Genomic DNA, 24,766 nt, shown 5'->3' with positions numbered 1-24,766 from the left:
CACACCTGGCCGAAGGCGCCCGTACAGAACGGGCGCCCGGGTGTCGTTTCCCCAGCCGCTCACGGCGCGAACCTGTAAGCGCGGATGTAGTCGATTACAAAGTGAGCGGGGAACGGCGTGGTTGTGTCAGGAGCGCCAGCCCAATCGCCTCCGATGGCCGTGTTGGCCAGAAGGTACATCGGCTTGTGCATATCTATCGGGGTGGGCTGGCGACGGACCTCGCGGCCATCGACATACCAGATCAGAAGCTCACGGTCCCAACTGACTGCGTAGGTGTGGAACTCGCCTGGCGTAACCGACACCTCTGTCCCGGTGCTTTTGGCGGCCTTGGAATGGGACGTGACAAAGACCTTCGCAGGGTCGCCCACACTTTCCATGACATCAATTTCAGGCGGCCAGTCGAAGTCACTCGGCAACAGCCAGAAGGCCGGCCAGATCCCCTTGCCTGCGGGCAGGAGAGCTCGCATCTCGAAGTACCCATAGGTCTGACTGAAGGTCGGCTGAGTGGTGATCAGGCCGGAGGTATACTTGAAGCCTCCGATCTGGTCCTGCAGGCGCGCCGGAGTGCGGTCCGTGGTGATATGCAACGCGCCTCCACGGACACTGAACGGGTTCAGCCCTAAGGGCCGGCCGGCGAGGGCCGAGGCCCCGTTGGCCTGGTCGGACACAGTGTTGTGCTCACCGGGGTGGGCGCGCATGCCGGGGTCGACATATAGCTGCAGTTCCTTGTTCCATTTCAAGGTGCGCAGGTCGTAGTCGTCCTCCGCCTGGCCGTCCCGAAACGTGGTCCGCCATACGCCCGACCCGCCACTCCACGGCCGGAAGCTGTCGAAATCGTCGAAAAAGGCGAGCGTCAGTCGGCGACCGTCAGGTGTCGCCTCAAGAGGCGCGCTGCGAGCCGGCGCGCAGGCCGCCATGATCGCACCCGCCACGAAACAGGCCAGGATTCTGGCGTCGAGGCGTGCGCGCGAGAGAGAAGCGGAACGGAGCAGCATCGCGTCTGCGCCTAGGCCGCCGCGATGTAGTAGTTCTTGAAGTAGCCGTAGTAATCGCTGGAGTCCCCGTACCCGTAGCGCGCCTGCCCCTTCACATCGACCTTGGTCAACAAGGCGCCGGCGACGTTGGCGCCGCAGTCGTGAAGGATCTCCACGGCCGATTGCGCGGCGCGCAGGGGGGTTTTGTTCCACTGGACGATGTAGAGCACCAAGTCGGCCTTGGCCGCGAGTATCCGCGCGTCGGCCACCCCCAGGATGGGCGGGGTGTCCAGGATCACATAATCAAATTGGTTGGCTAGGCTGCGCAGGACGGCGTCGGTCCTCGGGTCGGAGAACAGATCGTGAGGCACCGATTTGCCGCTCGCGGGCAGGATGAAGAGGTTGGTCTTAGGGTCGTGGATCAGCGCCTCGCGCACCGGGACACCGTTTTCAACGACTTCGACGATGCCGATGTCGCGATCCCCCACCAGCTTGCTGACGCCGCGTTGGCGCAGGTCGCAATCCACAAGCGCCACGCGCGCGCCTGACAGGGCCAGGGTTCTGGCCAGGCACAGGGACGTCAGGCTCTTGCCTTCGCGCGGCACCGCCGAGGTGATTGCAAACAGCCGGGCGTCATCTCGGCGGGCCGAGATCATCAGGAAGGCGCGCAGGTTGCGGAAAGCCTCGGCGAATCCGGAATAGGGGTGGTTGAGCAGGAACTCCGCCGGCGTGGCCTCCAGGCCGCGCAGACCCTTGGGCTGGATCGACCTGAAGTCGGGCAGGACGCCGGCGAACGGGACGCCAAGGTCACGTTCGACGTCCGCCCGGCTGCGAAGCTGCTTGTCCCAGAACTCCGCCATCAGCATGGCGCCAGCTCCAGCGATGAGCGCCCCCAGCAGCGCCAGAACTCCGGCGATCTTCATGTTAGGAGAGGAGGGCGAGGTGGGGAGTGTCGCGGGCGAACTGATCTTCGCGTCGGATTCCTGCAGGCTGCCTTCGGCGGCGACCTGTTTGGCGCGGTTCAGGTAGGCCTCATAGATCTGCTTGGCCGCGTCGGATCGCTGCTGGATCGCCAGCAGCCCCACCTGCGCCCGGCTGTTGGACGCCAAGCCCCCTTGCGCCGCACCGCGACTGCCGGTCAGCGAGGCCTCGCGGCCCGCTGCGGCGCTGGATTCCGCCCGCATGCTGGAGAGGATGCGGTTGATCTCGGCCTGGATCTGCGAGCGGATGTCGTCGAGCTGGGCCTGGGTGCGCAGCACCTCCGGATACTCCGGTTTGAAGTCTGCTTTCAGCTGGGCAAGGCGAATGCTGGTCTCGGCCTCCTTCTTGCGGAGTTCCTTGACCGTGTCCGACCCGAGCGCGGCGCCCACGTCAGCGCCGCCGCTGCCGTTGCGAAGCTGGGCCAGGGCGGCCGCCAGACGGGCGGCCTTCTCAGCGTGATCGGCCTTTGAAATCGCCACTTGCTGGTTGAGCGTGGAAACCTCCTGCTCGGCCATGGTGGCGCCTTCGGCGCTCAGCAGGCCGTTGGCGTTCTTGTACTGTTGCACCCGCGCCTCTGCGGATTCCGCTTCCTGGCGCATCTTTTCCAGGCTGGCGCCCAACTGGGTGTTGGCGCGGGTGACGGCGACGACCTTCTCGTCGAGCTGGCGGGACAGATAGGTTTCGAGGATCGTGTTGGTGATCAACGCCGCCTTCTGAGGCGACGCCGCGCTAACTCCCACCTGGACCACATAGGTCAAACCGGCCCGACGCGCCCAGGTTCGCGCCATCATGTTGTTGGTCACCTTGGCCAGGGTGCGCGCGTCCGGTTGGTTGATCGGCTCTTGGCCCGGGATCGCGCCGAAGAACCGAGGTTCCATGGCCGGATTGAACTCTGGGTCGTTGTACAGGCGCAGGCGCTTGACCACGTCCTGAGCCAGGGCGGGCGAGCGCAGTATCTCCACCTGAGTGTCCACCGCGCTGGTGTCCGGGGGCAGGCCGCCCTGCTGGAACGAGGTGTCGGTGAGATTCTGCTGTTTCGGGTCGATCACGACCGAGCCGACCGCCGTATAGGCGGGCGTCTGCAGGGCGAATAGGCCCAGCACGAGGACGAAGATGACCGTGGCCACCGCCAGACCCAAGGGCGCGCGCTGCAGCACGATGCCGAGCAATTGGCGCAAGTGCATGCGCTCGGGTTCAGCCGGACGAAACGACGAGGGACCGGGATGGGCGGGCAGTTCGTCGCCGGCGACCGGGATCATAGCGTTCATGGGAAGCCTGTGTTTCGCAAATTCGAGGTCAGCAATCGGGTTGGCGCGTCAAACCCACCAAGCAAGAACAGGCGAGCGGCCACGCCGGACGGCTTGGTGTGTCAGTCTTCGTCGAGCTCGCAGGCGGGACGTGCGCCGGACGAGGCCAAGCTTGGCGGACGAGGCCAAGCTTCGCGTATGGGTCACCAGGGGCGGACGAGCATCCCCAACAGGCCAAACGACCCCTGGAAATTCTGGAAGAAGGACTTTGAGCCGGAGGTGTCGACCACGACGATATCGTTGCCGTATATTTCCGGATCCTCGGCCTTGCCGCTCCGCACCTGCCCGAGATCATAGAAGGCGCTGCGGCGCGATCCGCCGACGGTGCGGAAAATCGCCACACGCTTGATGTTCGCCAAGCGTGGATCAGGGCCCTTGGCCAGCGAGACGGCCTGCAACAGGCTCGTCCGGCCGGTGAGAGGATAGACGCCAGGTTGGACAACCGCCCCATCGACTGTGACGCGCTCGCTCTGCGCCTCCTTCACCGACACCGTCACCTGCGGATCTTTCATGAAGGACTTCTTCAGGGCGGTGGCGATATCGTCGGAGAGTTCACCTGGCGTCCGGCCGCTCGCTTGAAGCGAGCCTAGCAGGGGCAGCAAGACTTTCCCCCCGGAGTCGACGGTGACCGTCCGGCTCAGCTCGGCGATCTGGAAGACATTGATGTCGAGCTTGTCGTCGGGGCCGATACGATAGCCGCTGGCACCCACACGCGTCGGCGCACTGTCGGGCGGAGGCAGCGGCGCGGCGAAGGCGGGTTGACCGAGCGTCAGCAACACGAACGCAGCGGAAATGACGGAAAGGTACAGACGCATTTGGCGAAACTCCGGGGGCGACGGCGCAGCTTGGAAGGGGCTGGCCACAACTCACTGGTCCAACCAACGCCGACATTGCCAAGGTGTTCCGTCGGCCCTCTTCAGATTTCATCAGTACAGCTTAAGCACTCCCAGCCCGGCTAAACGCGCGACGGCGCCGGCGTGAAGCGCGCCGCGCACCAGCCAACGGTTGCGCGACCGGACCGACCTGACCCTGGCCAGCGCCACCCCAAGGCACAGGATGACCTTGGCGCCCGCCATGGCGATTTGGACGACTCGCCCCAACCAGCCTTGCCGCCCCAGCAGTCTCGATCCATGAGTCTGACCCGTCCGGAAGCTGCGTTGCAGCAGCCAGCCCAGGCTCAGGCGCGCAGGGGCGACCGGCTCGTAGGCCACAGCGTCAGGCGCAAAGCCGATGGATCCGCCCCCGTCGGTGAGACGATAGAAGAAGGCGTCGTCCTCTCCCCCCATCCGCCCAAGAGCCGGGTCGAACCGCAGACTGTATCGGTCTATCGCGCTTCGCCGGATCAGAACGTTTCCAGCGTAGCCCTTGAGGATCTGTCCATTGGTAAAGGTTGGCGCCGTTGAATGAAGGTCGGCCGCGACCAGCCAACTTGGAGCCTGTGGGGGGTAGGTCGCCTTCACCGGGCCAAGAACGGCGTCGAAACCCGATTGCTGAGCTTGCGAGAGAAGGGCGGCCAGCCAGCCGGGCCCTGCGGTTTCGTCATCGTCTAGAAACGCCAGCCAATCTCCGGAAGCCGCATCGAGACAGGCGTTGCGCGCCACGCAGATGTTTCGCTCCGGCGCGTGGACATAGGTGACCGGAAGGCAATTCAGGTCAGCCGCCGCGAGGACACGCGCCTCTGCTTCACGGCTCGTATCGTTGTCAGCGACAACAACCTGGATGGTCACGTCCTCAGGCAGCTGCTGCCGGGCGATGGAAGCAAGGGTGGCGACCACCTCGGGCCGGCGATAGGTGCAAACCGCGACACTGACGACCGATGCGCTCATGACCGACCCCCGTGAGAGCATCCCAAACGATAAACTGTCGCTTGCGTTCCCTGGAGCATGAAAAGCCCCCTTAGCTTGACCAGAAGGCAAGCTTTGCGGTTGGAAGCCGGCGTTAAATTCTCCACTTAAGCTTGGAACCACATCCTTAGGCATGGACGTTGTTGCGGCAAATCAGGCGTGCATTTGGTTCGTCAGGAATTTTCTAGTAGCGATCATGTCAGACTCTCTTCGCACGGCCCCCGAGGCGCAAGCCTTTCCGCAGACACTCGCTTTGATGGACGATGTCGCGTCCGAGGCGATGCATTTCATCATAGCGCTCGTGGCGCTGGTTTTCGTCGCGCCCCTGATGCTGTTCGTGGCGCTGGCGATCTTCTCCCATGATGGGGGGCCGATCGTGTTCGCCCACCGCCGGATCGGTCGGGGGGGCGCGAGTTTTCCCTGTCTCAAGTTTCGGAGCATGGCTGTGGACGCCGAGGCGCGCCTGGCCGAGGTTCTGGCCTGTGATCCCGACGCCCGCGCGGAATGGGAAAAGGATCACAAACTACGCAATGACCCGCGTGTCACCAAACTAGGTGCCTTCCTCCGGCGTACGAGCCTGGACGAGCTTCCGCAGCTATTCAACGTCTTGGCGGGCGATATGAGCCTCGTCGGTCCGCGGCCGATCGTCGACGCCGAAATCCAGAAGTACGGCCGGCGCTTTCAGCAATACTGCGCGGTCAAGCCTGGCATCACGGGCCTGTGGCAAGTCAGCGGCCGCAATGACACGACCTACCGCGCCCGCGTCGCCCTGGACTGCATCTACGCCAAGCGCCGCACGGCCGCCCTGGATCTTGCCATCATGTTCAACACCGTACCCGCCGTGCTGCTGAGACGCGGGTCCTACTAGCCGGTGCTGACCCGCGCCTGGCTAACACCATCTCTTCGAATTCCCACTTCGAGTAACCCAACCATAGGCGGCTCGGTGCGGATCGTTTCCACGCCGGCAGCGTCGCCATTTTCCGGGCGTAGTTCATGACCTATTACAACTATCTCGGCCAGGCGATGGTGCAATCGGCCCCGGGACAGTCGAGCATCGATGGCTCCCCGGCGGGCGATGAAACCCTTCAGGCTTCGGCCGGAAGCTCGTCCATCTCCGGCGGCGGCGGTGGTGATCTGTTGATCGGCTCCTCCGGCGACACCACCTTCTACATCAAGGACAGCCACGACCGCGTCCAGGAGTCGCCCGGCGGGGGTGTCGACACACAGATCGCCTACACCTCGGTGATCCTCGCCCCCAACGTCGAGAATTTGACGGTCCACTTCGACTTCAACTTCGCCGTGGGCAACGAACTGAACAACCTCATCATCGTGGATGGTAGCCAGTGGATCAACGGCCTCGCCGGCGATGATGTCCTGGTCGGGTCGGTAACCCAGCGCACCACGTTCCAGGTCAGGATCGGCGACGGCAACGACGTCATCTACAACTGGAACGGCAACTCCCAGCTGCAGCTTCTGAACGCAGCGGGCTTCGAGACCGCGGCGGACGTCCGCGCCCAGATGACCCAGTCGGGCGCCGACAGCATCCTGCGGCTTTCGCAGACCGAAACCCTCACGTTCCGCGACATGACGCCGGCCGCCTTCACCGACCGACAGCTGCTGGGCGCGCTGGACACCACCAAGCTCGGCGCCATGACCTTCAGCGACGAGTTCGACACCCTTCAGATTCGCGACCCTTCGCTCGGCGTGGGCCAGTGGAACACCAATTTCGGCGGCAATCTGAAGGACCAATACGCCTACGCCCTGGTCCAGAACGGGGAGCAACAGTCCTATGTCGCACCCGGGTTCCAGGGCCGCGGTGACCACGACATCGGGGTCAATCCGTTCACGATCGAAAACGGTGTGCTGACGATCACCGCGGCGCCAGTGGCGGCCGACGATGTCTATGCCGCATGGGGCGCCACCCACACCTCGGGCATGCTCAACACCCTCGGCAGCTTCGCGCAGAAGTACGGGTATTTCGAGATGCGGGCGGAGGTCCCCACGGCGGTCGGTTCCTGGCCAGCTTTCTGGATGATCCCCAGCCCCTACAAGCCGAACGCAGAAGCCGACATCATGGAAGGGTTGGCTGCGACGCCCAATGTTGACTACCGGCGGGCCTATGGCGGCGTTGATGGGTCGGAGACACAATACGACAACGTCCTGACCGTCGACCCCGAGGGCTTCCACACCTACGGGATGTTGTGGACGCCCCAGACCGTGACCTTCTTCTACGATGGTCTCACCGTGCTGCACGGCGCGACGCCATCCACCTGGACAAGCCCGATGTCGCTGATCGTCAACCTCGCGGTTGGCGGGTGGGGTGGCGCGCCGGATCCGGCGGCCTTCCCGGCGAAATTGAACGTGGATTATGTCCGCGCCTACGCGCTCTCCGACGGGTCGACTGAGGTGCTCAACCTCACGACTCCGCTGCCGGTGGCCACCTTGCAGGACAACGGACCCGCCAGTGGGCAGGTGAATAAGCCTGTCACCTTCGAGGCGGACGGAGCGGCGGTCACCACCTCCCACATCCAGCTCTCACTGTCGCCTCCGACGACACTGCCGCCGGGCCAGACCATGATGATCTGGGAGGACGCCGGCGCGGTGTTCGGCGCGGTTTCGGATGGGTCTAATCTTGCGATGCCTACCGCGCTAATGGCTGGTTCGATCAGCCAGTTCACTGGAGCTGGAACCTGGCTCACCAGCGGCAAGGTCGTCTTCGCCTATCTGCAATCCAGCAGCGACGGCGGTCAGCACCTCTGGGACATCGTGTTTGATCCGGTGCGCAAGACCTTCGTCCGCCAGGACCTGGGCGCGGCGAGCGCCACCCCGGACGCCACCTTTATCGCTACCGGCCACGGTGGCTTCGCGGTCAGCTGGCACACCCCTGACGGCATGGTGGTGGCGCGGGGATACGATGAATATGCCTACGGCGGCGACGTGCCCGGATGGTATGGCCCCGCGCGCCAAGTGACCGGCGATCTCGTCGGGGTCACGGCGGACGGTCAGATCATCGCGAGCAATGGCGCTGGGCAGGAACTTTACACCCTGGCCGACGCATCGACCTACACCCCCTCGACCGTCTCGATCCAGTCGGCGCCGGTCACCCAGCTCGAGGACGACACGGGCGTCACCGCCTTCACCTATACGGTCATGCGATCAGGCGACACCTCGGCGGCGGGCGACGTCTCCTGGAGCGTCTCCGGCGCGGGGGCCAACCCGGCGCTCGGCGCCGACTTCCAGGGCGGCGTCCTGCCGACCGGACTCCTGAGGTTTAGCGCCGGCGAGCTGAGCAAGACCCTCACCGTCAATGTGGCCGGAGACGCCACGGTGGAGTCGGACGAGCGTTTTGTCGTGACGATTTCCAACCCGACCGGCGCGGGCGTCGAGCTGCGGAACGCCACGGCCAGCGGCGTCATTCAGAATGACGACACCGGCGCCGGTCCGGCGGAGCCTGGCGGCGCTGGTCAAGTCCTCACCGCCTCTGGTACGGGCGCCACCCTTTCGGGCGGCGCAGGCGACGACACGATCTACGCCAGCCAGGGGGACGATGTCCTGACCGGGGGCTCGGGCGCCGACCAGTTTGTATTCGGCAATGAGCCCTGGTCTCCCATTCGCATCACCGACTTCACCGTCGGCTCGGACAAGCTCGACCTTTCGGCCCTGATGCAGAAGGCGGGCTATACAGGGTCGGACCCCATCGCCGACCGGTACGTCACCCTGCTCGACGACGGGGCGGGGGGGACGAGACTGCTGTTCGACCGCGACGGAGAGGGGACGAGCCCGCAGTGGGGGAACTACGTCATCCAGCTGGATAAGGTGTCGAGTTCAGGTCTCACCTGGTCGGGACTCACCCAGGGCGCTGGTTCCCCGCCGCCGCCGTCTGGAGGCGGAACGCTAGTCGTGTTCGCGGGCCAGTCAAACATGGGCGTCTACGGGACCGATGCGTCAAACATCTCGAGTCTCTGGTCGCAGAGTCCTCTGACCCAGATCTGGAACCAGACGACGCAGACTTTCGAAGAGCTGCGCCCGGGCGTCAACACCGGCTACGCCGGTGCGCCCAATGGTTGGGGCCCCGAGGTCGCGTTTGCAATCGACATGCGCGCTGTGCATCCGGGGGAGACCCTCTACATCGTCAAGTCCGTGGCCGGTGGCACCCAACTGGCGCAGGACACGGGGCTGTATCACGCCGACTGGTCACCCATGAGCAGCGGTGAGCTCTTTGATCAGACCACCCAGATGATCAGCCAGGCTAGCGCCGCGGCCGGCGGCCTGCGGCCCGCGGCCGTGTTCTTTGGTCAGGGAGAGGAAGACGCCAACTACCAGGCGACGGCTCAGGCCTATGGCGGCAATCTGACGGCCTTCTTCTCGGCGGTTCGGGCCGACTGGCTTCAGGACCCCAATGGCAAGATCGGCTTCTTCGCAATCGGAACCTCTCCGCTCTATGCGGCCGATGTCCGGGCTGGTCAGCTGAGCGTCGATCAGGCTGACGCGAACGCCCTGAGCTTCGACGCCGCCGGCCTACCGCTGCAGGCTGATGGCCTGCATCTTGCGGCCGAGGGCGTCAACACATCTGGCGACAACTTCTTCCAGATCTTCCAAAGCTGGGCGGACGGCTCAACAGGCCCTGGCGGCGATGTATTCATCTCCGCGGGCCCGGGTTCGACCTTGGCGGGCGGCGCAGGCGACGACACCTTGATCGGCGGCCGTGGCGATGAAGTCCTGACGGGCGGCGCCGGCGCCGACGTGTTCTCGTTCCCGGCCGAACCCTGGTCACCCAACCGGATCACCGACTTCACGGTCGGCGTGGACCGGCTGGATCTTTCGGCGCTGTTCCAGAAGGCGGGCTATGCGGGGGCTGATCCGGTCGCCGACCACTACATCACGCTGCTGGACGATGGAGCCGGCGGCGCTCAGGTGCTGTTCGATCGGGACGGCGCCGGCCCCAGCCCGCAATGGGCCAACTATATCCTCAAGCTTGACCAAGTGTCGGCCGCCGGCCTGACCTGGTCGGCCCTTACCGGCGGCGGCGCGACAAACCCTCCGCCTGCCCAATCCCCCCAGCTGGCCTTCTCCTCCTCAGCGGTCAGCATCAACGAAGGCGACAACGGATCCACGGCCCTGGTCTTCAACCTAAGCCGTACCGGCGACCTCAGCGGAACCGCCAGCGCGTCCTGGTCAATCAGCGGGTCCGGCTCGGCGCCCGCAATGGCCTCCGACTTCCAGGGCGCGGCGCTCCCGGCTGGCAGCGTAGCCTTCGCGGCCGGCGAGGCGAGCAAGTCGATTGTCGTCCAGGTCGCGGGAGACGCCACCGCCGAACCCGACGAGAGATTCACGGTCACCCTCAGCAACGCGACAGGCGCCACGCTGGGGGTCAAGACCGCCAGCGGGACCATCCTTGACGATGACTCCGCACCCGCGCCCGACACGACAGTTCGGACGTCAGCGGCCGCCTACACCCTATCCGGATCGGATCACAATCTGGAGCTGGTCGGCTCCGTCGCCCAAAGCGGCACCGGCAGCGGGCTCGACAATACCCTGATCTCCAATGACTATGGCTCCAGCCTCAACGGGCTGGACGGCGCCGACACCCTGGTGGCTGGGCACGGCGCGGACATCCTCAGCGGCGGCGCAGGCGCCGACGTCTTCGCCTTCCGTGTGCTGCCCTGGAATGCTGGCCACGTCACCGACTTCGTGGTGGGGACCGACAGGCTCGATCTCAACGCGCTGTTGAGCGCCAGCGGCTATGTGGGCTCAGACCCGGTCGGCGACGGGTATCTAAACCTGTCGTCGGATGGCGCGGGCGGCGTGCGGATCGCCTTCGACACCGATGGCCCCGGCGCCGCGAACCCCTGGCCGACGACAATCACTACGCTCAATGGTGTGGCCAGCACCGGCCTGACCTACGCCCAGCTGACATCCAGCTCCGCCACGCCGCCACCTCCGCCGCCGCCACCTCCTCCGCCTGGCGGCGACGAGACAGCGGGTCGGGTTCTCACCTCGTCCAAATATGGTGACGTGCTTGCGGGAGGGGCCGGGGCAGACACGCTCAACGCCGGGCAGGGACCCGACGTCCTGACCGGCGCGGGCGGCCCAGACATTTTTGTCTTTGCAAACGCGCCCTGGAATGCCGGACACATCACTGACTTCACGCCAGGTGTGGACGTGATCGACCTGAGCCAGCTGGCGGCCGCAACGGCCTATAGCGGTGGTGATCCGCTCGCAGACCGCTGGCTGGAACTCCGCGCTGATGGCTCAGGCGGAACCCAGGTCTATGTTGACCTTGACGGTCCCTCGGGGTCGCAGTGGCCGACGCTGGTCACCACCCTTGATCACGTGAGGCCGGCCCTAATCTCGGCTCAGGACTGGGTGATCCACTAGTGGAACAGCCAGTCACCAGCGCGGATGCTGTTGAGTTCGACCCGGTCGAGGGTCGTAATCAAGAAAGGCCACTCTGGACCCTGCGGACCGTCGATGTCCACGAAGACCCGGACGCCTCCGGAGCCATCTGACTGCAGGCTGAAGTAGCCGTCCATCAAGGGATCAGATCCTCGATACTGGGCGGCGGCGAAGATGGCCCTAAGATCCAGGACATCGGAACCGGGCGCAAAGTCGGTGATGTGACCGGCGTTCCAGGGTGTCTCCTGGAACACGAAACGGTCGGCGCCCGCGCCCCCGGTGAGCACATCGGCATACCTCCCGGCCATGAGGGTGTCGGCCCCCACTGTTCCACTGAGTTGCGCGACGGGCCCATTTGACGCCACCAGGACGCCGGTCGGCTGCTGCGTCCCCGCAGGGGTCATCAGGTTGGCCGCGGTAAGATCCCCAGGGCGAACGGCGTCCAGAGTCGTGATGGTGATTGGCCAGGGATTGCCGATGCCCCGGCCGTCGACGTCCCAGAGCACTTGGCTTCCGCCGGCGCCATCGTCGCGCAGGACCAGGTAGCCGTCAGCGATCGGGTCGGTCCCGGTGTAGTTGGATTGTGCGATGAACGCTGAGAGATCCAGACGATCAACCCCCAAAACGAAATCGGTGATGTGACCAGCGTTCCAGGGCAGGTTGGCGAAGGCGAAGCTGTCAGCGCCCGCCCCACCGGTGAGGACGTCCGGGCCTTGGCCGGCATTGAGCGTGTCCGAGCCCGCGCCGCCTGTCAGGATGTCGGAGTAAGTTTCCGACTGCAGCACGACGCCGCCTGAGGCCGCCGGCTGACTGTTTGGCGGGTCGCCCGATGGCGCCGCTGTTCCTCCGAACACCTTGGCTGCAGTCAGACCCAGTGGCGACACGCCGTCGAGAGTAGCGATGGTGAAGGCCCAGGGGTTGCCGCTCGCGGGGCCGTCGATGTCGAGCATGACCTTCGTCCCGCCCAGTCCGTCGGAGACGAACGAGACATAGCCGTCGGCCACCGGGTCCGCACCACTGTAGCCAGCCGCGTAGAGGGCGGAGAGGTCGATCCTGTCGACGCCGACTTGGAAGTCGGTGATGTAGCCCGCGTTCCATGGCAGGTTCTTGAAGACGAAGACATCGGCGCCGCCCCCTCCCGTGAGCCTGTCGGGGCCCTGGCCCGCCGTAACCGAATCCGCGCCCGCGCCGCCCGTGAGGGTGTCGGCGTAGCCGGAGGCCGTGAGGCGGAGGCCCGAGGCCTCAGCTGCGGGGGCGCCGGTTGCGACCGTGCCCGGGAGCGCATAGGCCCGGATGTAGTCGATCTTCAGCTCGGTCGGCAGGGCGCCCCGGTCAATCTCGCCACCCCAGCCGCCGAGCGCCAGGTTGGCGATCATGTACATGGGCTTGTTCATGTCGGCTGGAGTCGCGGCCTGGAACACCTCCACGCCATCGACGTACCATTTCAGGCTCGTGGCGGTCCAAAGCACGCCATAGGTGTGGAAGCCGTCGGCCGTGTCAGGCACGAAGGCGGCCTGACCCGAGGAGACGTGGTCGCCGTTCAGCCCCGAGTGGGCGGTGGTCCAGGCCGCCCGGGGATCCGACGAGAGGGTCTCCATGACGTCGAGTTCCGGCGGCCAGGATCCGTCGGCCGGCAGCAGCCAGAAGGCGGGCCAGGCTCCGGCGGCCTCGGGCAGGTCGGCGCGCATTTCGAAATAGCCGTAGGTCTGGGTGAAGGTCGGCCGGGTCGAGATCATTCCAGAGGTGTATTCGTAGCCGTAGGTCTCCGGGTTGGAGGTCGGCCGCGCCTGGATGGACAGGGTGCCGTCCGCGTTGGAGGTGAACGGCGTCACCGCGAAGTCCCCCGCGTGACCTCGGAAGTAGGGGGAGACGTAGACCTGTTTCTCATTGTTGGTGGCGAGGGTGTAGGAGCCCAGACCCTGCTCGCCCTGGTACCCGTAGTCGGGACGCCAGACGCCGTTCGGATTGCTTTGCGCATCCCACAGCGACAACGGCTGGTCGAACTCGTCACGGAACGTCATCGCGCCCAGTTGGCTGGGGTCCAGCTGCAGTTCGAAGTCCTGGGCGCTGAGCTGTGAGATGTTGAGATTTCTCAGCATGACGCCGTCACCGCCGCCGAGGTCGAGCTTCACGTCGCCGCCCACCTGGGTCAGGTGGGAGTGCAACTGCGTGAAGTTCGTGTATCCGCCGGTGAGGCGGATAACGTCCTCGCCCGGGGAGAAGTCCTGGATGACGTCGCTGCCTTCACCCTTGACCACCAGGAAGACGTCCGCCCCGGCGCCGCCAATCAGGATGTCCTGACCGCCGCCGCCATAGAGCTGCTGGGAGCCGGCCCCGCCCTGGATAATGTTGTCGCCGGCGCCCCCGGCGCCGTAGGTGCGGTCGCCATTGACCTCGAGGTTCTCAACTTCGGAGTACTTCGGGAGGTAAACGTTCGACCAGGCGACGATCTTATCGACCCCGCCGTTGGCCTGCTCGACCACCTGGTCGGATGACGATTTCAGATAATAGGTATCGCCCCCGGCGCCGCCCACCATCCGATCGCCCTGGCCGCCCCACAGGGAATTGGCGTCGGCGTTTCCCGTCAGGGTATCTCTGCCGTCGGTCCCGTATAGGTCGGAGACAGGCGTGTTTGTTCCGACGGCGACTGAGCCGTCATATTTGAGCAAGGACATTCAGTTTCCCCGATCCGGAGCCGACACCCGACACACCAGGCGCCTCTCGCGGTCCGACAAAGCTAGCGCTTACCGCCTTTCCAACACATGACCCAAGATGCCGCACAAATAGTTTCCGCGCGGCTCGGGAGGGCCCAAATGCAGTCGTTGTGCGACGCAAACAAGCTTAGCCTTAGGCGGCTTCAGACGTTATTCGTGAGGAGCCTGATGCATAATCAATATCGATAGGGGTTTGATCTAACACAAGATCAAGCGTCACCTTAGGCCTGCCGCTGATTGCGAGACGTGCAGAGTTACATGGGTTCGGATAACGAAGGTCTGCGGGACGCAGATGTGGCAATTTGTCCAAGCCGCCCGAGCCTTTTTGCCGCGCGGCGGCGTTGCGGGAGGCTACGCCTCACGCCGTCGTGAAGGGCGCCCCCGACCCGGCGCATGGGTCGGGGGCTTTCTTGTGCCTGGAGCCGTGCCGCGCCGTGGCCGCCACGTCCATGCTCTGATGTCTTGCCCCTGACTCATCTCGCGTCAGGTGGTCTAGCTGAGCTCGTCAGCGTCTAGTGAAGCCAGTCGGTCGGATGCAGGGCGCCGGGCAGGACACGGTCTAGGGTCGTGATCGTGATCGGCCAGGGGTTCGCACCGCCTGGACCGTCTGAGTCGAACATCACCCTGGTTCCGCCCGCGCCATCGGCCACGAAGCTGAGGTATCCCTCCGCGACGGGGTTCGAGCCGCTGTACCGGCTGGCGGCGAACAGGGCGCGCAGATCCAGCACATCGACGCCCGGCGTGAAGTCCGTGACATGTCCCGCGCTCCAGGGCGGAGCCTTGAATACGAAGCTGTCAGCGCCGCCGCCGCCGGTGAGCCAGTCCGCCCCCTGGCTGGCGTTCAGGGTGTCGGCTCCGGATCCACCGGTCAGTGTTGCGCCGGGATAGGGCGATGTCTGCACCTGTCCGGCGGCGCCCGGCGCGGTGGCGGGCGCACCCCCTATCAGGGTGGCGCTGGTCAGGGACGACGGCGCGACGCCGTCCAGTGTGGTGATGACGAACTTCAAGCTGTTCGCGCCGCCCGGGCCATCGGAGTCGAGCAGGACCCTCGTCCCCCCGGCGCCGTCTGACGCCAGGCTCACATAGCCATCCGCCACCGGGTTCGCACCCGAATAGCCGTTGGCGTAGAGGGCGGAAATGTTCAGCTTGTCGGTCCCCACCTGGAAATCGGTGATGTGGCCGGCGTTCCAGGGCAGGCCCTTGAAGACGAAGGTGTCGGCGCCGCCGCCGCCGGTGAGCCGGTCGGAGCCCTGGCTGGCGTTGAGGGTGTCGGCGCCAGATCCCCCTGTCAGAGTCGCCCCGGGATAGGGCGAGGTCAGCACCTGTCCGCCGCCGCCCGGAGCGGGGGCCGCCGTCCCGGCCCCGCCGCCGACGAGACTTGCGCTGGTCAGGCTGCTGGCCGACACCCCCTCCAGGGTGGCGATCTGGAACTTCAGGCTGTTGGCGCCGCCCGGACCATCGGTGTCCAGCAGGACTTTGGTCCCGCCGCCGCCGTCGGAGACAAAGCTCACATAGCCGTCAGCGACAGGATTGGAGCCGTTATAGCCATTGGCATAGAGGCTGGAGAGGTCGAGCTGGTCGGTTCCCACCTGGAAGTCGGTGATGCGACCGGCGTTCCAGGGGATCGCCTTGAACACAAAGATATCCGCCCCGGCGCCGCCGGTGAGCCGGTCCGACCCTTGGCTCGCCATCAGGGTGTCGGCGCCCGTTCCGCCCGTCAGCGTCGCGCCGGCATAGGCTGAGGTCAGCACCTGGCCCGCGCCGCCCACCGCCGGAGCGGGGGCCGGGGGAGGGGCCGGAGTGGCCGGCGCCCCGCCGTCGGCCTGCGCCAGGCTGAAGGCATGGATGTAGTCCACGCGCAGGTCGGCCGGGAATGGCGTGGAGGCGTCTGGCGAACCTGCCCAGTTGCCGCCGACCGCGAGGTTTACGAGCATCCGCATGGGGGAATGCATGTCCACCGGCGTGGCGGTCTGCCAGACCTCGGCGCGGTCCACATAGAAGGTGATGGTCTGCGCGGTCCACTTCACCCCGTAGGTGTGGAAGCCGTCGCCATAGGGGTTGAAGGCGGCGTTCCCCAGGGTCGGGACGCTGTTGCTGTGGATGGCGTTGTGCGCCGCCTTCGTGTCGCTTCCGAGCCCTTCGAGAACATCGATCTCCTTGTTCTCGGGGCCGAGCAGCCAGAAGGCCGGCCACAGTCCCTGGCCCTCCGGCAACTCGGCGCGGATTTCAAAATAGCCATAGGTCTGGGTGAAGTTGGAGACGAGGAGACCCGACGAATAGTCATAGCCCCACATCTGGTCCGACTGCGCCTGCGTCACCGGCTGGGCGGTGATCGTCAGTACACCATTGTTGAAGGAAAAGGGGTTCAGACCTAGCGGCGAGCCGGCCGTCCCCTGGAAGGCTGAACTGGTGTAGATTTGCTGTTCGCCGTTGCGGGGAAGGGTGAAGCTGTTCAGCCCGGTTCCGGCATAGCCAAAGTTCGTGGTCCAGTTCGCCGGGATGGTCTGCGAGCTGTTGAACTCTTCGCTGAAGGTGGCTCCGCCCAGGCTGGCCGGGTTCAACGGCAGCTTGAAGTCGTTGGCGGTGAACTGACCCACGGCGGCGTTGCGGAAGGCGATCATCGTGCCGCCGTTATTCAGAATGACGTCAGCGCCCTGCTGGGTCATCGCCGCCTGCACCGCCTGAAAGCTGACCAAAGGCCCGCCGATCAGGCGAACGGCGTCCTGTCCGTGGCCAAAATTCTGGATGACCTTGTCGCCCTCGCCGAGAGCAATGATGAAGGTGTCTCGAGAGTGGCTCCCAATGAAGACGTCCTGTCCGGCCCCGCCGTACAGTTGCGCATCATTACCGAGAGATTTGATGATGTTGTTCTGGGAATTTCCGGCCGCATATTGATTGTCGCCGAAGTTCGTCAGATTTTCTACAGAATCTGGAAGCGTATAGGACTGCCATATCTGTACAGTATGTGGGCCAGTTCCATAATTTTGAGAAATTTGCTGATTTGGATTGCTTAGCCAGTCAATAGACCAAGGCGACGTTTCAGACAAAACGGTACCGGAGTAGTTTGCATATCCCATTGGACGTTGCTCTCACGCGTTCTGATTGCAGAAAAGTTAACGCCGCTTCCCGCCCCTGAGGCAACCGACCCGACTCGAGATAAATGACGCGTTTCAGTTCAGCAATGCAATTGTATTGCAGCGCTTAGATTTTCTGTGGCTCTGCATTTGGGGTTTCCAATTCTGAATCGGGCGACAAAAACGAACAATATTTCGCCACGAATATTCTTTGGAGTGAATATGGCCGCGCTTGCTTGCGCCCGGGCGCGCGCCGGCTTGACCCTCCTGCACATGGTGAAGCCGGTCGCCGCGCGGGGCGTGCGCCCGCGATCTCCGCCGTCCGGGCTCGGTCCGACGCGTCGTCGGCGCCCACGCCCTTGACCGAAAGCGCCTTGAGCCCACGGGGGTTGATAGGGATCGGGTGACCGAGCGGTGTCTGACCTCTATGAGAGGCGGACGCCGTCCGCCCCTGACATAGAGACCACAATGAGCGAATCCAGCGCCCAGCGCCCTGAGACCCTGGCCATTCACGCTGGGGCCACGCCAGATCCCACCACCAAGGCCCGCATCACGCCGATCTATCAGACGGCTTCCTATGTGTTCGAAGACAGCGATCACGCCGCGGCCCTGTTCAACCTGGAGGCCGGCGGCAACATCTACACTCGGCTGGGCAATCCCACCCAGAGCGTGCTTGAGGCCCGGGTCAGCGCCCTGGAGGGCGGGATCGCCGGCCTGGCGGTCGCCAGCGGCCATGCGGCCCAGTTCCTGGTGTTCCACACCCTGCTGGAACCCGGCTGCAACATCGTCGCCTCCCGCAAACTCTACGGCGGCTCCATCAACCAGCTCTCCCAGAGCTTCAAGAAGATGGGCTGGGGCGTCACCTTCATCGACACCGACGACGCCGCCGACTACGCCAAGGCGATCAATGACAAGACCCGCGCGGTGTTCATCGAGTCCATCGCCAACCCCGGGGGAGTGATCTCCGACATCGCCGCCATCGCGCAGGCGGCCCATGCGGCGGGCGTCCCCCTGGTGGTCGACAACACCCTGGCCTCTCCCTACCTCTGCCAGCCCTTCGCCCATGGGGCCGACATCGTGGTCCACTCCCTGACCAAGTTCCTCGGAGGCCACGGCAATTCCATCGGCGGCATGATCGTCGACAGCGGCCGCTTCGACTGGGCGGCCGGCGGCAAGTACCCCTACCTCTCGACGCCCAATCCCAGCTATCACGGCAAGGTCTTCACCGAGGCCTTTGGCCCGGCCGCCTTCATCGTCGCCTGCCGCGCGCTCGGTCTGCGCGACCTCGGGCCCGCGATCTCCCCCTTCAACGCCTTCATGATCCTGACCGGGATCGAGACCCTGCCGTTGCGGATGGAGCGGCACTGTCAGAATGCCCTGGCCGTCGCCCAATGGCTGCAGGCTCATCCCAAGGTGGCCTGGGTCTCCTATGCCGGTTTGCCGGGGGATCGCTATCACGCCCTGGCCCAGCGCTACGCGCCCAAGGGCGCGGGCGCTGTCTTCACCTTCGGACTCAAGGATGGCTACGCCGCCGGTGTGAAGCTGGTGAGTTCGGTGAAGCTATTCTCGCACCTGGCCAATATCGGCGACACACGCAGCCTCATCATCCACCCCTCCTCCACGACCCACCGTCAGCTGGAAGAGGCTGACCAGATCACAGCCGGCGCCGGTCCAGACGTGGTGCGTCTGTCGGTGGGTCTCGAGCACATCGAGGACATCATCGCCGACCTCGACCAAGCGTTGGCGGGCCTATGATCTCGCTTCAAACGTCGCCGTGAAGCGCCAGTGATCAGGAAGGACTCGTGGAGGAATTCTATCCCGTAATTCGGACGATCCACATATGGGCGGTCGTGGCCAGCGGCCTGCTGTTCGCCTTGCGCGGTGGGGCCTGGAACCTGCTGGAGGCGCGCTGGCCCAAGGTCCTGCCCGTGCGGATCCTGTCCTGGGTGATCGACTCCGCGTTGCTCTCCGCGGCGCTCATCCTGACGACCCTTATCCAGCAGTATCCGTTCGCCGATGCTTGGCTCACGACAAAGGTGGTGTTGCTCGTGGTCTATATCGGCCTTGGCGCCATGGCTTTCTCCCAGAGACGCTCCCGCTCGGTCCGCATCGGCTTCTGGGTGGCCGCGCTCTGTGTCTTCGGCTTCATTGTCAGCGTGGCGCGGGCCCACAGCCCTCTCGGGCTTTTCGCGAGCCTCGGCGCCTAACTCCTCGCTCAGCCTACGAGGTGGGCGCGCAGACGGAGTGATGATCTTCGACAGCCGAGTTGACCCCCATCAAGGTGTGCGGCGCCCCAGGGGGCTAAGGCTCGCCGTCGAGTTGGTGGAGGCCGCACATGAATTTTGACCTGTCTGAACGCCAGGCGCTGTGGCGCGATCGCGTGCGGGCCTTCATGGCGGCGCATATCTACCCCTCGATTCCGCTCTATCAGCAGCAAGCCAACCAGGTGGGCGCAGCGCGCTGGCAGGTCATTCCGATCGTGGAGGAGCTGAAGGCGCGGGCCTATTCCGAGGGGCTTTGGAACCTGTTCCTGAACCCATCGGAACAGGACGACGACGCCTATACGGGGCCGGGGTTGAGCAATCTCGAATACGCGCTGTGCGCCGAGGAGATGGGCCGGGTCGCCTTCGCTTCGGAGGTGTTCAACTGCTCGGCGCCCGACACCGGTAACATGGAGGTGCTGCGCCAGTATGGCTCGGCCGCGCAAAAGGCCCAGTGGCTGCGGCCGCTGATGGACGGCGAGATCCGCTCGGCCTTCCTGATGACCGAGCCCGACGTGGCCTCCTCCGACGCCACCAACATCCAGACCTCGATCCGCCGCGACGGCGACAGTTACGTCATCAACGGCCGCAAGTGGTGGTCTTCGGGCATTGGCGATCCGCGCTGCAAGGTCGCCATCCTGATGGGCAAGACCGATCCTGAGGGCGCCCGCCATTCCCAACAGTCCCAGATCCTGATCCCCACCGACGCCCCCGGGTTCGAGGTGGTCCGCATGCTGCCGGTCTTCGGCTATGACGACGCCCCTCATGGCCACGCCGAGGTGATGCTGCGAGACGTCCGGGTGCCGGTGGAGAACCTGATCCTGGGGGAGGGGCGAGGTTTTGAGATCGCCCAGGGCCGTCTCGGCCCCGGCCGCATCCATCACTGCATGCGCGCGCTCGGGGCCACCGAGGTGGCCTTGGAGAAGATGGTCGACCGCCTGCTCTCCCGGGTGGCCTTCGGCAAGCGGCTGGCGGACCAGTCGGTCTGGGAGGAGCGGATCGGCGACGCGCGATTGGAGATCGAGATGACCCGCCTGCTGTGCCTGAAGGCCGCCGATATGATGGACAAGGTGGGCAACAAGGCCGCCCAGCTCGAGATCGCGATGATCAAGGTGGCCGCGCCCCGCACCGCCCTGAAGGTGCTGGACGACGCCATGCAGGCCCACGGCGGCGCGGGCCTGTCGGAGGACTTCGGCCTGGCGCGCGCCTATGCCGGCATGCGCGCCCTGCGGATCGCCGATGGCCCCGACGAGGTGCACAGGCGGGCCATCGCCAAGCTGGAGATCGGCCGCCACGGCGCCCGCCTGCGGGCTTGGCGCGACGGCGCGCCGCTGGAGGGCGGACAGATTCCGACCCCGGCCTAGATCGAAAATCCTGGAACCCGACACCCCATGAAGACCGGCATCGACGAACGGCTGCCCTTTCACCCTTTGAACATCGCGGTCCTGACCATCTCCGACACTCGGACGGAGGTCACCGACACCTCCGGCGGCCTGTTGGCGGACCGACTGACCAGCGCCGGCCACGTCCTGGCCGCCCGGGTCATCGTCCCCGACGAGGCGGGCGCCATCGCGAGCCAGGTCCGCGCCTGGGCGGCGGCGGCCGAGGTGGACGTGATCCTGACCACGGGCGGCACCGGGTTCTCGCCGCGCGACGTGACGCCTGAGGCGGTTGCGCCCCTGCTGGACAGGAGCATGGACGGCTTCTCTGTGGTCTTTCACCAGGCGAGTCAGGGCACCGTCGGTGTCTCGACCCTGCAGTCGCGCGCCCTGGCCGGCCAGATCGGCGAGACCTTCATCTTCTGCATCCCCGGCTCCACCGGCGCCTGCAAGGACGCCTGGGACCTGGTGCTGGCCGAGGAATTCGACAGCCGCTTCCGCCCCTGTTCGCTGGTGGGTCAGATCCCGCGCTATCGGGGCGTCTGCAATTGATCAGCTTCGACGACGCTGTGGCCCTGGTCTCCGGGCTCGCCCGGCCCCTGGCTACCGAGCGCGTCGGGCTCGACCAGGCCGACGGCCGCGTGCTCGCGGTTCCCCTCGTGGCGAGGGGGGCGTCACCTGCCGTCGCGGTCTCCGCCATGGACGGCTACGCCGTGCGAGAGGCCGACCTGTCGCGCGGCGCGGTCAGCCTTCCGGTGGTGGGGGTCGCCTATGCTGGCAAGGGTTTTGACCAGCCCCTGGCGCCGGGCGCCTGCGTGCGCATCTTCACCGGCGCTCCGGCCCCTGCGGGGACCGACCGCGTGGTGATGCAGGAAGCGGTGCGCGATGAAGGCGGCGTCGCCTACTTCGCCGAAGCCCCCTGCGGTGGGCGGCATGTCCGCGCGGCCGGCTGCGACTTCCGGGCCGGCGACGAACTGTTGGCTGCGGGCCTGCGGCTCACACCGCAGAGGCTGATTGCGGCCGCCGCGGCCGACCAGTCCGAATTGGCGGTCGTGGCCCGGCCAAGGGTGATGATCCTCAGCACGGGCGACGAACTGCATGAGCCGGGCCAGGGTCTCGGCGGTGGGGCGTCGATCCCCGAAAGCGTCTCCTTCGGCCTGGCTGCCCTGGTGCGGGCCTGGGGCGGAGAGGTCATCGGCCGACGGCGGCTTGGGGATGACCTGTCCCTGCTGCAGGAAGCCGCCGGCGAAGCGCTGCAGGCCGCCGACCTGGTGGTGGTCACCGGCGGGGCCTCCGTCGGCCAACGCGACTACGCCAAGGCGATGTTTGCGCCGTTCGGCCTGGACTGCGTGTTCGCAAAGGTGGCCATCAAGCCCGGAAAACCCGTCTGGCTGGGGCGGGCCGGGGGCAAGCTGGTGGTGGGCCTGCCGGGCAATCCCACCGCGGCCCTTGTGACCGCGCGCCTGCTGCTGGCGCCGCTGGTGGCTGGCCTGGGCGGGCAGGCCACGGACCGCGCCCTCGCCTGGCGCTGGGCGCCGCTGACGCAGGCGTTGGAGGCCTGCGGCGATCGGGAGACCTTCGTGCGCGGGCAATGCCTTACAGCGGGCGTCGCGCCGTTGTCGGACCAGGATTCCTCGTCCCAAAAGGCCCTGGCCCTGGCCGATGTGCTTATCCGTCGGCGACCGGGTGACCCAGCCGCGGCGATCGGAGACCGAGTCGAGGTCCTCGAGTTCTGAGGACCTCGACTACAGGAAGTGGGGGAAGAGGACGTCGTTCTCCAGGCGCATGTGCTCGCGCAGGTCGCGGTCGAGCTTGCGGCAGGCCTGGGAAAGCGCGCGCCAGGTCTTGCAGGCGTCCTGGGGTGGGGTGAAGTCCCGGGTCAGGGCCGCCAGACGGTCGAGCTGCTCATAGACGTCGTCATGTTCAGCCATCATCCGCGAGATGGGGAATTTCAGGACCCCGCAGGAGCCGGCCAGCATGGTGGGGAAGAGGATGTTCTCCTCCTTGAGCTGGTGGCCCTCCAGGTCGTCGGCCATGACCGCCAGGTGGTCGGCCAGGCCGCGGGGGCACTCGGGGTCGCCGGCGTGAACCCGCTCCACCGTGCGCGCCAGCTCGATGGCTTCAGGAAACTCCCGGCGGTGGGTTTCGTGAAAGCGCTCCAGGATATGATCGATCAGCTCTCCGGCCGCGCGCTCGGCGGTCTTTCCTCCACGGGTGGCTGCGGTCAGGTCACGCTCAAGCTTCTCCAACTTCGTCAGGGGACCCCTGACACGGAAGATGTCGCTGGCCTCTGGGGATCGCTTGACCAACTCGCGGGCCCAGAGATCGAGTCCAGGGGTGGGGATCGGGATCATGGCGGCCTCCTCAATGAGGACAGACTAGACCGCCTGCGTTCCCCGCGCCTTGAGCCGGGCCTGACTCCGGCTTGATCTTGGCCAAGTGGCCGCCTGGCTGTTTTGGTGGCCCGCGACACCCAATGCGCGCGCCGGGCGCCGCAGGGAATCGGACAGCCTCGTTCTCCCACGCAGAGAGAGCGCCATGGCCTTCGACAATCCCTTCGCCGGAGAAATCTGGTCCAGCAAGTACCGTTTCGCCCCTGCCGGCGGGGGCGGGGACGCTAGTCTCGCCGAGACCTGGGCCCGCGTCGCCCGCGCGGTGAGCGAGCCCGAGGCGCCCGACCGTCGTGAAGCCTTCCGCGCCGAGGTGATGGACGCGCTCACCGACTGCCGCTTCCTGCCCGCCGGCCGCATCCTGGCCGGCGCCGGCACGCAGCGCACGGTCACCCTGTTCAACTGCTTCGTCATGGGAAAGATTCCGGACGACCTGGGCGCCATCTTCGAGCATGTCCGCGAGGCCGCCGTCACCCTGCAGCAAGGCGGCGGGGTCGGCATGGACTTCTCCTCCGTGCGACCCAACGGTGCCCTAGTCCGCGGTGTCGGGGCCGACGCCTCGGGACCGCTCAGCTTCATGGACGTCTGGGACTCCATGTGTCGCACCATCCTGTCGGCCGGTCAGCGGCGGGGGGCGATGATGGGTTGCCTGCGCATCGACCACCCCGACATCGAGGCCTTCATTGACGCCAAGCGCGAACCCGGACGTCTGCGCAACTTCAACCTCTCAGTGTTGGTGACCGACGCGTTCATGCAGGCCCTGGCCTCGGATGGGGAGTGGCCGCTGGTGTTCGACGGCAAGGTCCACCGCAATGTTCGCGCGGCCGACCTGTGGGCGCGGCTGATGACCGCCACCTACGACGCCGCCGAGCCGGGGGTGATCTTCATCGACCGGGTCAACGCCAACAACAACCTAGCCTATTGCGAGGAGATCCTGGCCAGCAATCCCTGCGGCGAGCAGATGCTGCCGGCCTACGGCGCCTGCCTGCTCGGATCGCTTAACCTGGCGCGCCTGGTGGAGGCGCCGTTCTCTGAGGGCGCGGTCCTGGACGAGGCGCTGCTGGCCGGATTGACCCGTACGGCGGTCCGCATGCTGGACAATGTCATCGACATCTCGCGCTTTCCTCTGGAGGCCCAGGCGGCGGAGGCCAGGGCCAAGCGTCGGATCGGCATCGGCGTCACCGGCCTGGCCGACGCCCTGCTGTTCTGCGGCGCCCGCTATGGCGGGGATGAGGCTGTGACCCTGACCCAGCGCTGGCTGCAGGTGATCAAGCGCGAGGCCTACCGCGCCTCGGCGGCGCTGGCTGCCGAGAAGGGTAGCTTCCCGCTCTATGATCCGCAGATCCTGGAGCGCCCGAACCTGCTGAGCCTGGACGGGGAGACCCGAGCCATGATCGCCGAGCATGGCCTGCGCAACGGGTGCCTGACCTCCATCGCGCCCACCGG

General features: G+C 65.9%; 16 protein-coding genes. 9 read left to right on the top strand and 7 right to left on the bottom strand.

Annotation, left to right across the window (positions count from 1 at the left end; translation table 11 throughout):
- Positions 1-59: 59 nt before the first annotated feature.
- From RMO97_RS14405 to RMO97_RS14390, 4 genes are all read right to left on the bottom strand, one after another.
- The gene (locus RMO97_RS14405) at positions 60-995 is read right to left on the bottom strand and encodes a glycoside hydrolase family 16 protein (RefSeq protein ID WP_310541739.1); all 936 of its coding nucleotides are present in this window, start codon (positions 993-995) and stop codon (positions 60-62) included.
- Positions 996-1,006: 11 nt separating this feature from the next.
- On the bottom strand, positions 1,007-3,223 hold the full coding sequence (locus tag RMO97_RS14400) for an AAA family ATPase (RefSeq protein WP_310541738.1): 2,217 nt from the start codon (positions 3,221-3,223) through the stop codon (positions 1,007-1,009).
- 182 nt (positions 3,224-3,405) lie between these two features.
- The gene (locus RMO97_RS14395) at positions 3,406-4,077 is read right to left on the bottom strand and encodes a polysaccharide biosynthesis/export family protein (RefSeq protein ID WP_310541737.1); all 672 of its coding nucleotides are present in this window, start codon (positions 4,075-4,077) and stop codon (positions 3,406-3,408) included.
- A 111-nt stretch (positions 4,078-4,188) separates the two neighbouring features.
- Positions 4,189-5,088, bottom strand: coding sequence for a glycosyltransferase family 2 protein (locus tag RMO97_RS14390; protein ID WP_310541736.1), 900 nt, complete (start codon positions 5,086-5,088; stop codon positions 4,189-4,191).
- Between the two features lie 274 nt (positions 5,089-5,362).
- Between RMO97_RS14390 and RMO97_RS14385 the strand changes: the two genes are divergently transcribed.
- Together RMO97_RS14385 and RMO97_RS14380 are read left to right on the top strand one after the other, a co-directional pair.
- Positions 5,363-5,974 carry a sugar transferase gene (locus RMO97_RS14385; RefSeq protein WP_310541735.1) on the top strand — a complete coding sequence of 204 codons (612 nt, stop codon included), beginning with the start codon at positions 5,363-5,365 and terminating at the stop codon, positions 5,972-5,974.
- 125 nt (positions 5,975-6,099) lie between these two features.
- Positions 6,100-11,484 (top strand): type I secretion C-terminal target domain-containing protein, encoded by a 5,385-nt coding sequence (locus RMO97_RS14380; RefSeq protein WP_310541734.1) that lies wholly within the window; start codon positions 6,100-6,102, stop codon positions 11,482-11,484.
- On the opposite strand, the gene RMO97_RS14375 is transcribed toward RMO97_RS14380, so the two are convergent.
- Positions 11,481-14,177, bottom strand: coding sequence for a family 16 glycosylhydrolase (locus tag RMO97_RS14375; protein ID WP_310541733.1), 2,697 nt, complete (start codon positions 14,175-14,177; stop codon positions 11,481-11,483). The genes RMO97_RS14380 and RMO97_RS14375 overlap by 4 nt on opposite strands.
- 551 nt (positions 14,178-14,728) lie before the next feature.
- Positions 14,729-16,882 carry a family 16 glycosylhydrolase gene (locus RMO97_RS14370; RefSeq protein WP_310541732.1) on the bottom strand — a complete coding sequence of 718 codons (2,154 nt, stop codon included), beginning with the start codon at positions 16,880-16,882 and terminating at the stop codon, positions 14,729-14,731.
- 63 nt (positions 16,883-16,945) lie between these two features.
- On the opposite strand from RMO97_RS14370, the gene RMO97_RS14365 reads away from it, so the two are divergent.
- The 6 genes from RMO97_RS14365 (at position 16,946) to RMO97_RS14340 (ending at position 22,666) form a co-directional block, all read left to right on the top strand.
- The gene (locus tag RMO97_RS14365; protein WP_310541731.1) at positions 16,946-17,230 is read left to right on the top strand and encodes a hypothetical protein; all 285 of its coding nucleotides are present in this window, start codon (positions 16,946-16,948) and stop codon (positions 17,228-17,230) included.
- Positions 17,231-17,758: 528 nt separating this feature from the next.
- Positions 17,759-19,045 carry an O-acetylhomoserine aminocarboxypropyltransferase gene (locus RMO97_RS14360; RefSeq protein WP_310541730.1) on the top strand — a complete coding sequence of 429 codons (1,287 nt, stop codon included), beginning with the start codon at positions 17,759-17,761 and terminating at the stop codon, positions 19,043-19,045.
- 47 nt (positions 19,046-19,092) lie between these two features.
- Positions 19,093-19,497: a SirB2 family protein gene (locus RMO97_RS14355; RefSeq protein WP_310541729.1), complete on the top strand. Its 405-nt coding sequence runs from the start codon at positions 19,093-19,095 to the stop codon at positions 19,495-19,497.
- Between the two features lie 128 nt (positions 19,498-19,625).
- Positions 19,626-20,915 (top strand): acyl-CoA dehydrogenase family protein, encoded by a 1,290-nt coding sequence (locus RMO97_RS14350; protein WP_310541728.1) that lies wholly within the window; start codon positions 19,626-19,628, stop codon positions 20,913-20,915.
- A 27-nt stretch (positions 20,916-20,942) separates the two neighbouring features.
- Positions 20,943-21,482 (top strand): molybdenum cofactor biosynthesis protein B, encoded by a 540-nt coding sequence (moaB, locus tag RMO97_RS14345; protein WP_310541727.1) that lies wholly within the window; start codon positions 20,943-20,945, stop codon positions 21,480-21,482.
- Positions 21,479-22,666: a molybdopterin molybdotransferase MoeA gene (locus tag RMO97_RS14340; RefSeq protein WP_310541726.1), complete on the top strand. Its 1,188-nt coding sequence runs from the start codon at positions 21,479-21,481 to the stop codon at positions 22,664-22,666. Before moaB ends, RMO97_RS14340 begins: the two co-directional genes overlap by 4 nt.
- Positions 22,667-22,675: 9 nt before the next feature.
- Here the strand turns inward: RMO97_RS14340 and RMO97_RS14335 are convergent, their stop codons facing one another.
- On the bottom strand, positions 22,676-23,284 hold the full coding sequence (locus RMO97_RS14335; protein WP_310541725.1) for a hemerythrin domain-containing protein: 609 nt from the start codon (positions 23,282-23,284) through the stop codon (positions 22,676-22,678).
- A 184-nt stretch (positions 23,285-23,468) separates the two neighbouring features.
- On the opposite strand from RMO97_RS14335, the gene RMO97_RS14330 reads away from it, so the two are divergent.
- On the top strand, positions 23,469-24,766 hold a 1,298-nt coding region (locus RMO97_RS14330), incomplete at its 3' end, for an adenosylcobalamin-dependent ribonucleoside-diphosphate reductase (protein WP_310541724.1).

The sequence above is a fragment of the Phenylobacterium sp. genome, from assembly GCF_031425575.1.
Lineage (GTDB): Bacteria > Pseudomonadota > Alphaproteobacteria > Caulobacterales > Caulobacteraceae > Phenylobacterium.
This window is presented reverse-complemented; position numbering and strand designations above follow the sequence as displayed.

Coding starts and splice junctions, on each gene's coding strand:
- RMO97_RS14405 (WP_310541739.1), bottom strand. CDS start 995: ATGCTGCTCCGTTCCGCTTCTCTCTCGCGCGCACGCCTCGACGCCAGA.
- RMO97_RS14400 (WP_310541738.1), bottom strand. CDS start 3,223: ATGAACGCTATGATCCCGGTCGCCGGCGACGAACTGCCCGCCCATCCC.
- RMO97_RS14395 (WP_310541737.1), bottom strand. CDS start 4,077: ATGCGTCTGTACCTTTCCGTCATTTCCGCTGCGTTCGTGTTGCTGACG.
- RMO97_RS14390 (WP_310541736.1), bottom strand. CDS start 5,088: ATGAGCGCATCGGTCGTCAGTGTCGCGGTTTGCACCTATCGCCGGCCC.
- RMO97_RS14385 (WP_310541735.1), top strand. CDS start 5,363: ATGGACGATGTCGCGTCCGAGGCGATGCATTTCATCATAGCGCTCGTG.
- RMO97_RS14380 (WP_310541734.1), top strand. CDS start 6,100: ATGACCTATTACAACTATCTCGGCCAGGCGATGGTGCAATCGGCCCCG.
- RMO97_RS14375 (WP_310541733.1), bottom strand. CDS start 14,177: ATGTCCTTGCTCAAATATGACGGCTCAGTCGCCGTCGGAACAAACACG.
- RMO97_RS14370 (WP_310541732.1), bottom strand. CDS start 16,882: ATGACCCAGCAGGGCGCTGACGTCATTCTGAATAACGGCGGCACGATG.
- RMO97_RS14360 (WP_310541730.1), top strand. CDS start 17,759: ATGAGCGAATCCAGCGCCCAGCGCCCTGAGACCCTGGCCATTCACGCT.
- RMO97_RS14350 (WP_310541728.1), top strand. CDS start 19,626: ATGAATTTTGACCTGTCTGAACGCCAGGCGCTGTGGCGCGATCGCGTG.
- moaB (WP_310541727.1), top strand. CDS start 20,943: ATGAAGACCGGCATCGACGAACGGCTGCCCTTTCACCCTTTGAACATC.
- RMO97_RS14335 (WP_310541725.1), bottom strand. CDS start 23,284: ATGATCCCGATCCCCACCCCTGGACTCGATCTCTGGGCCCGCGAGTTG.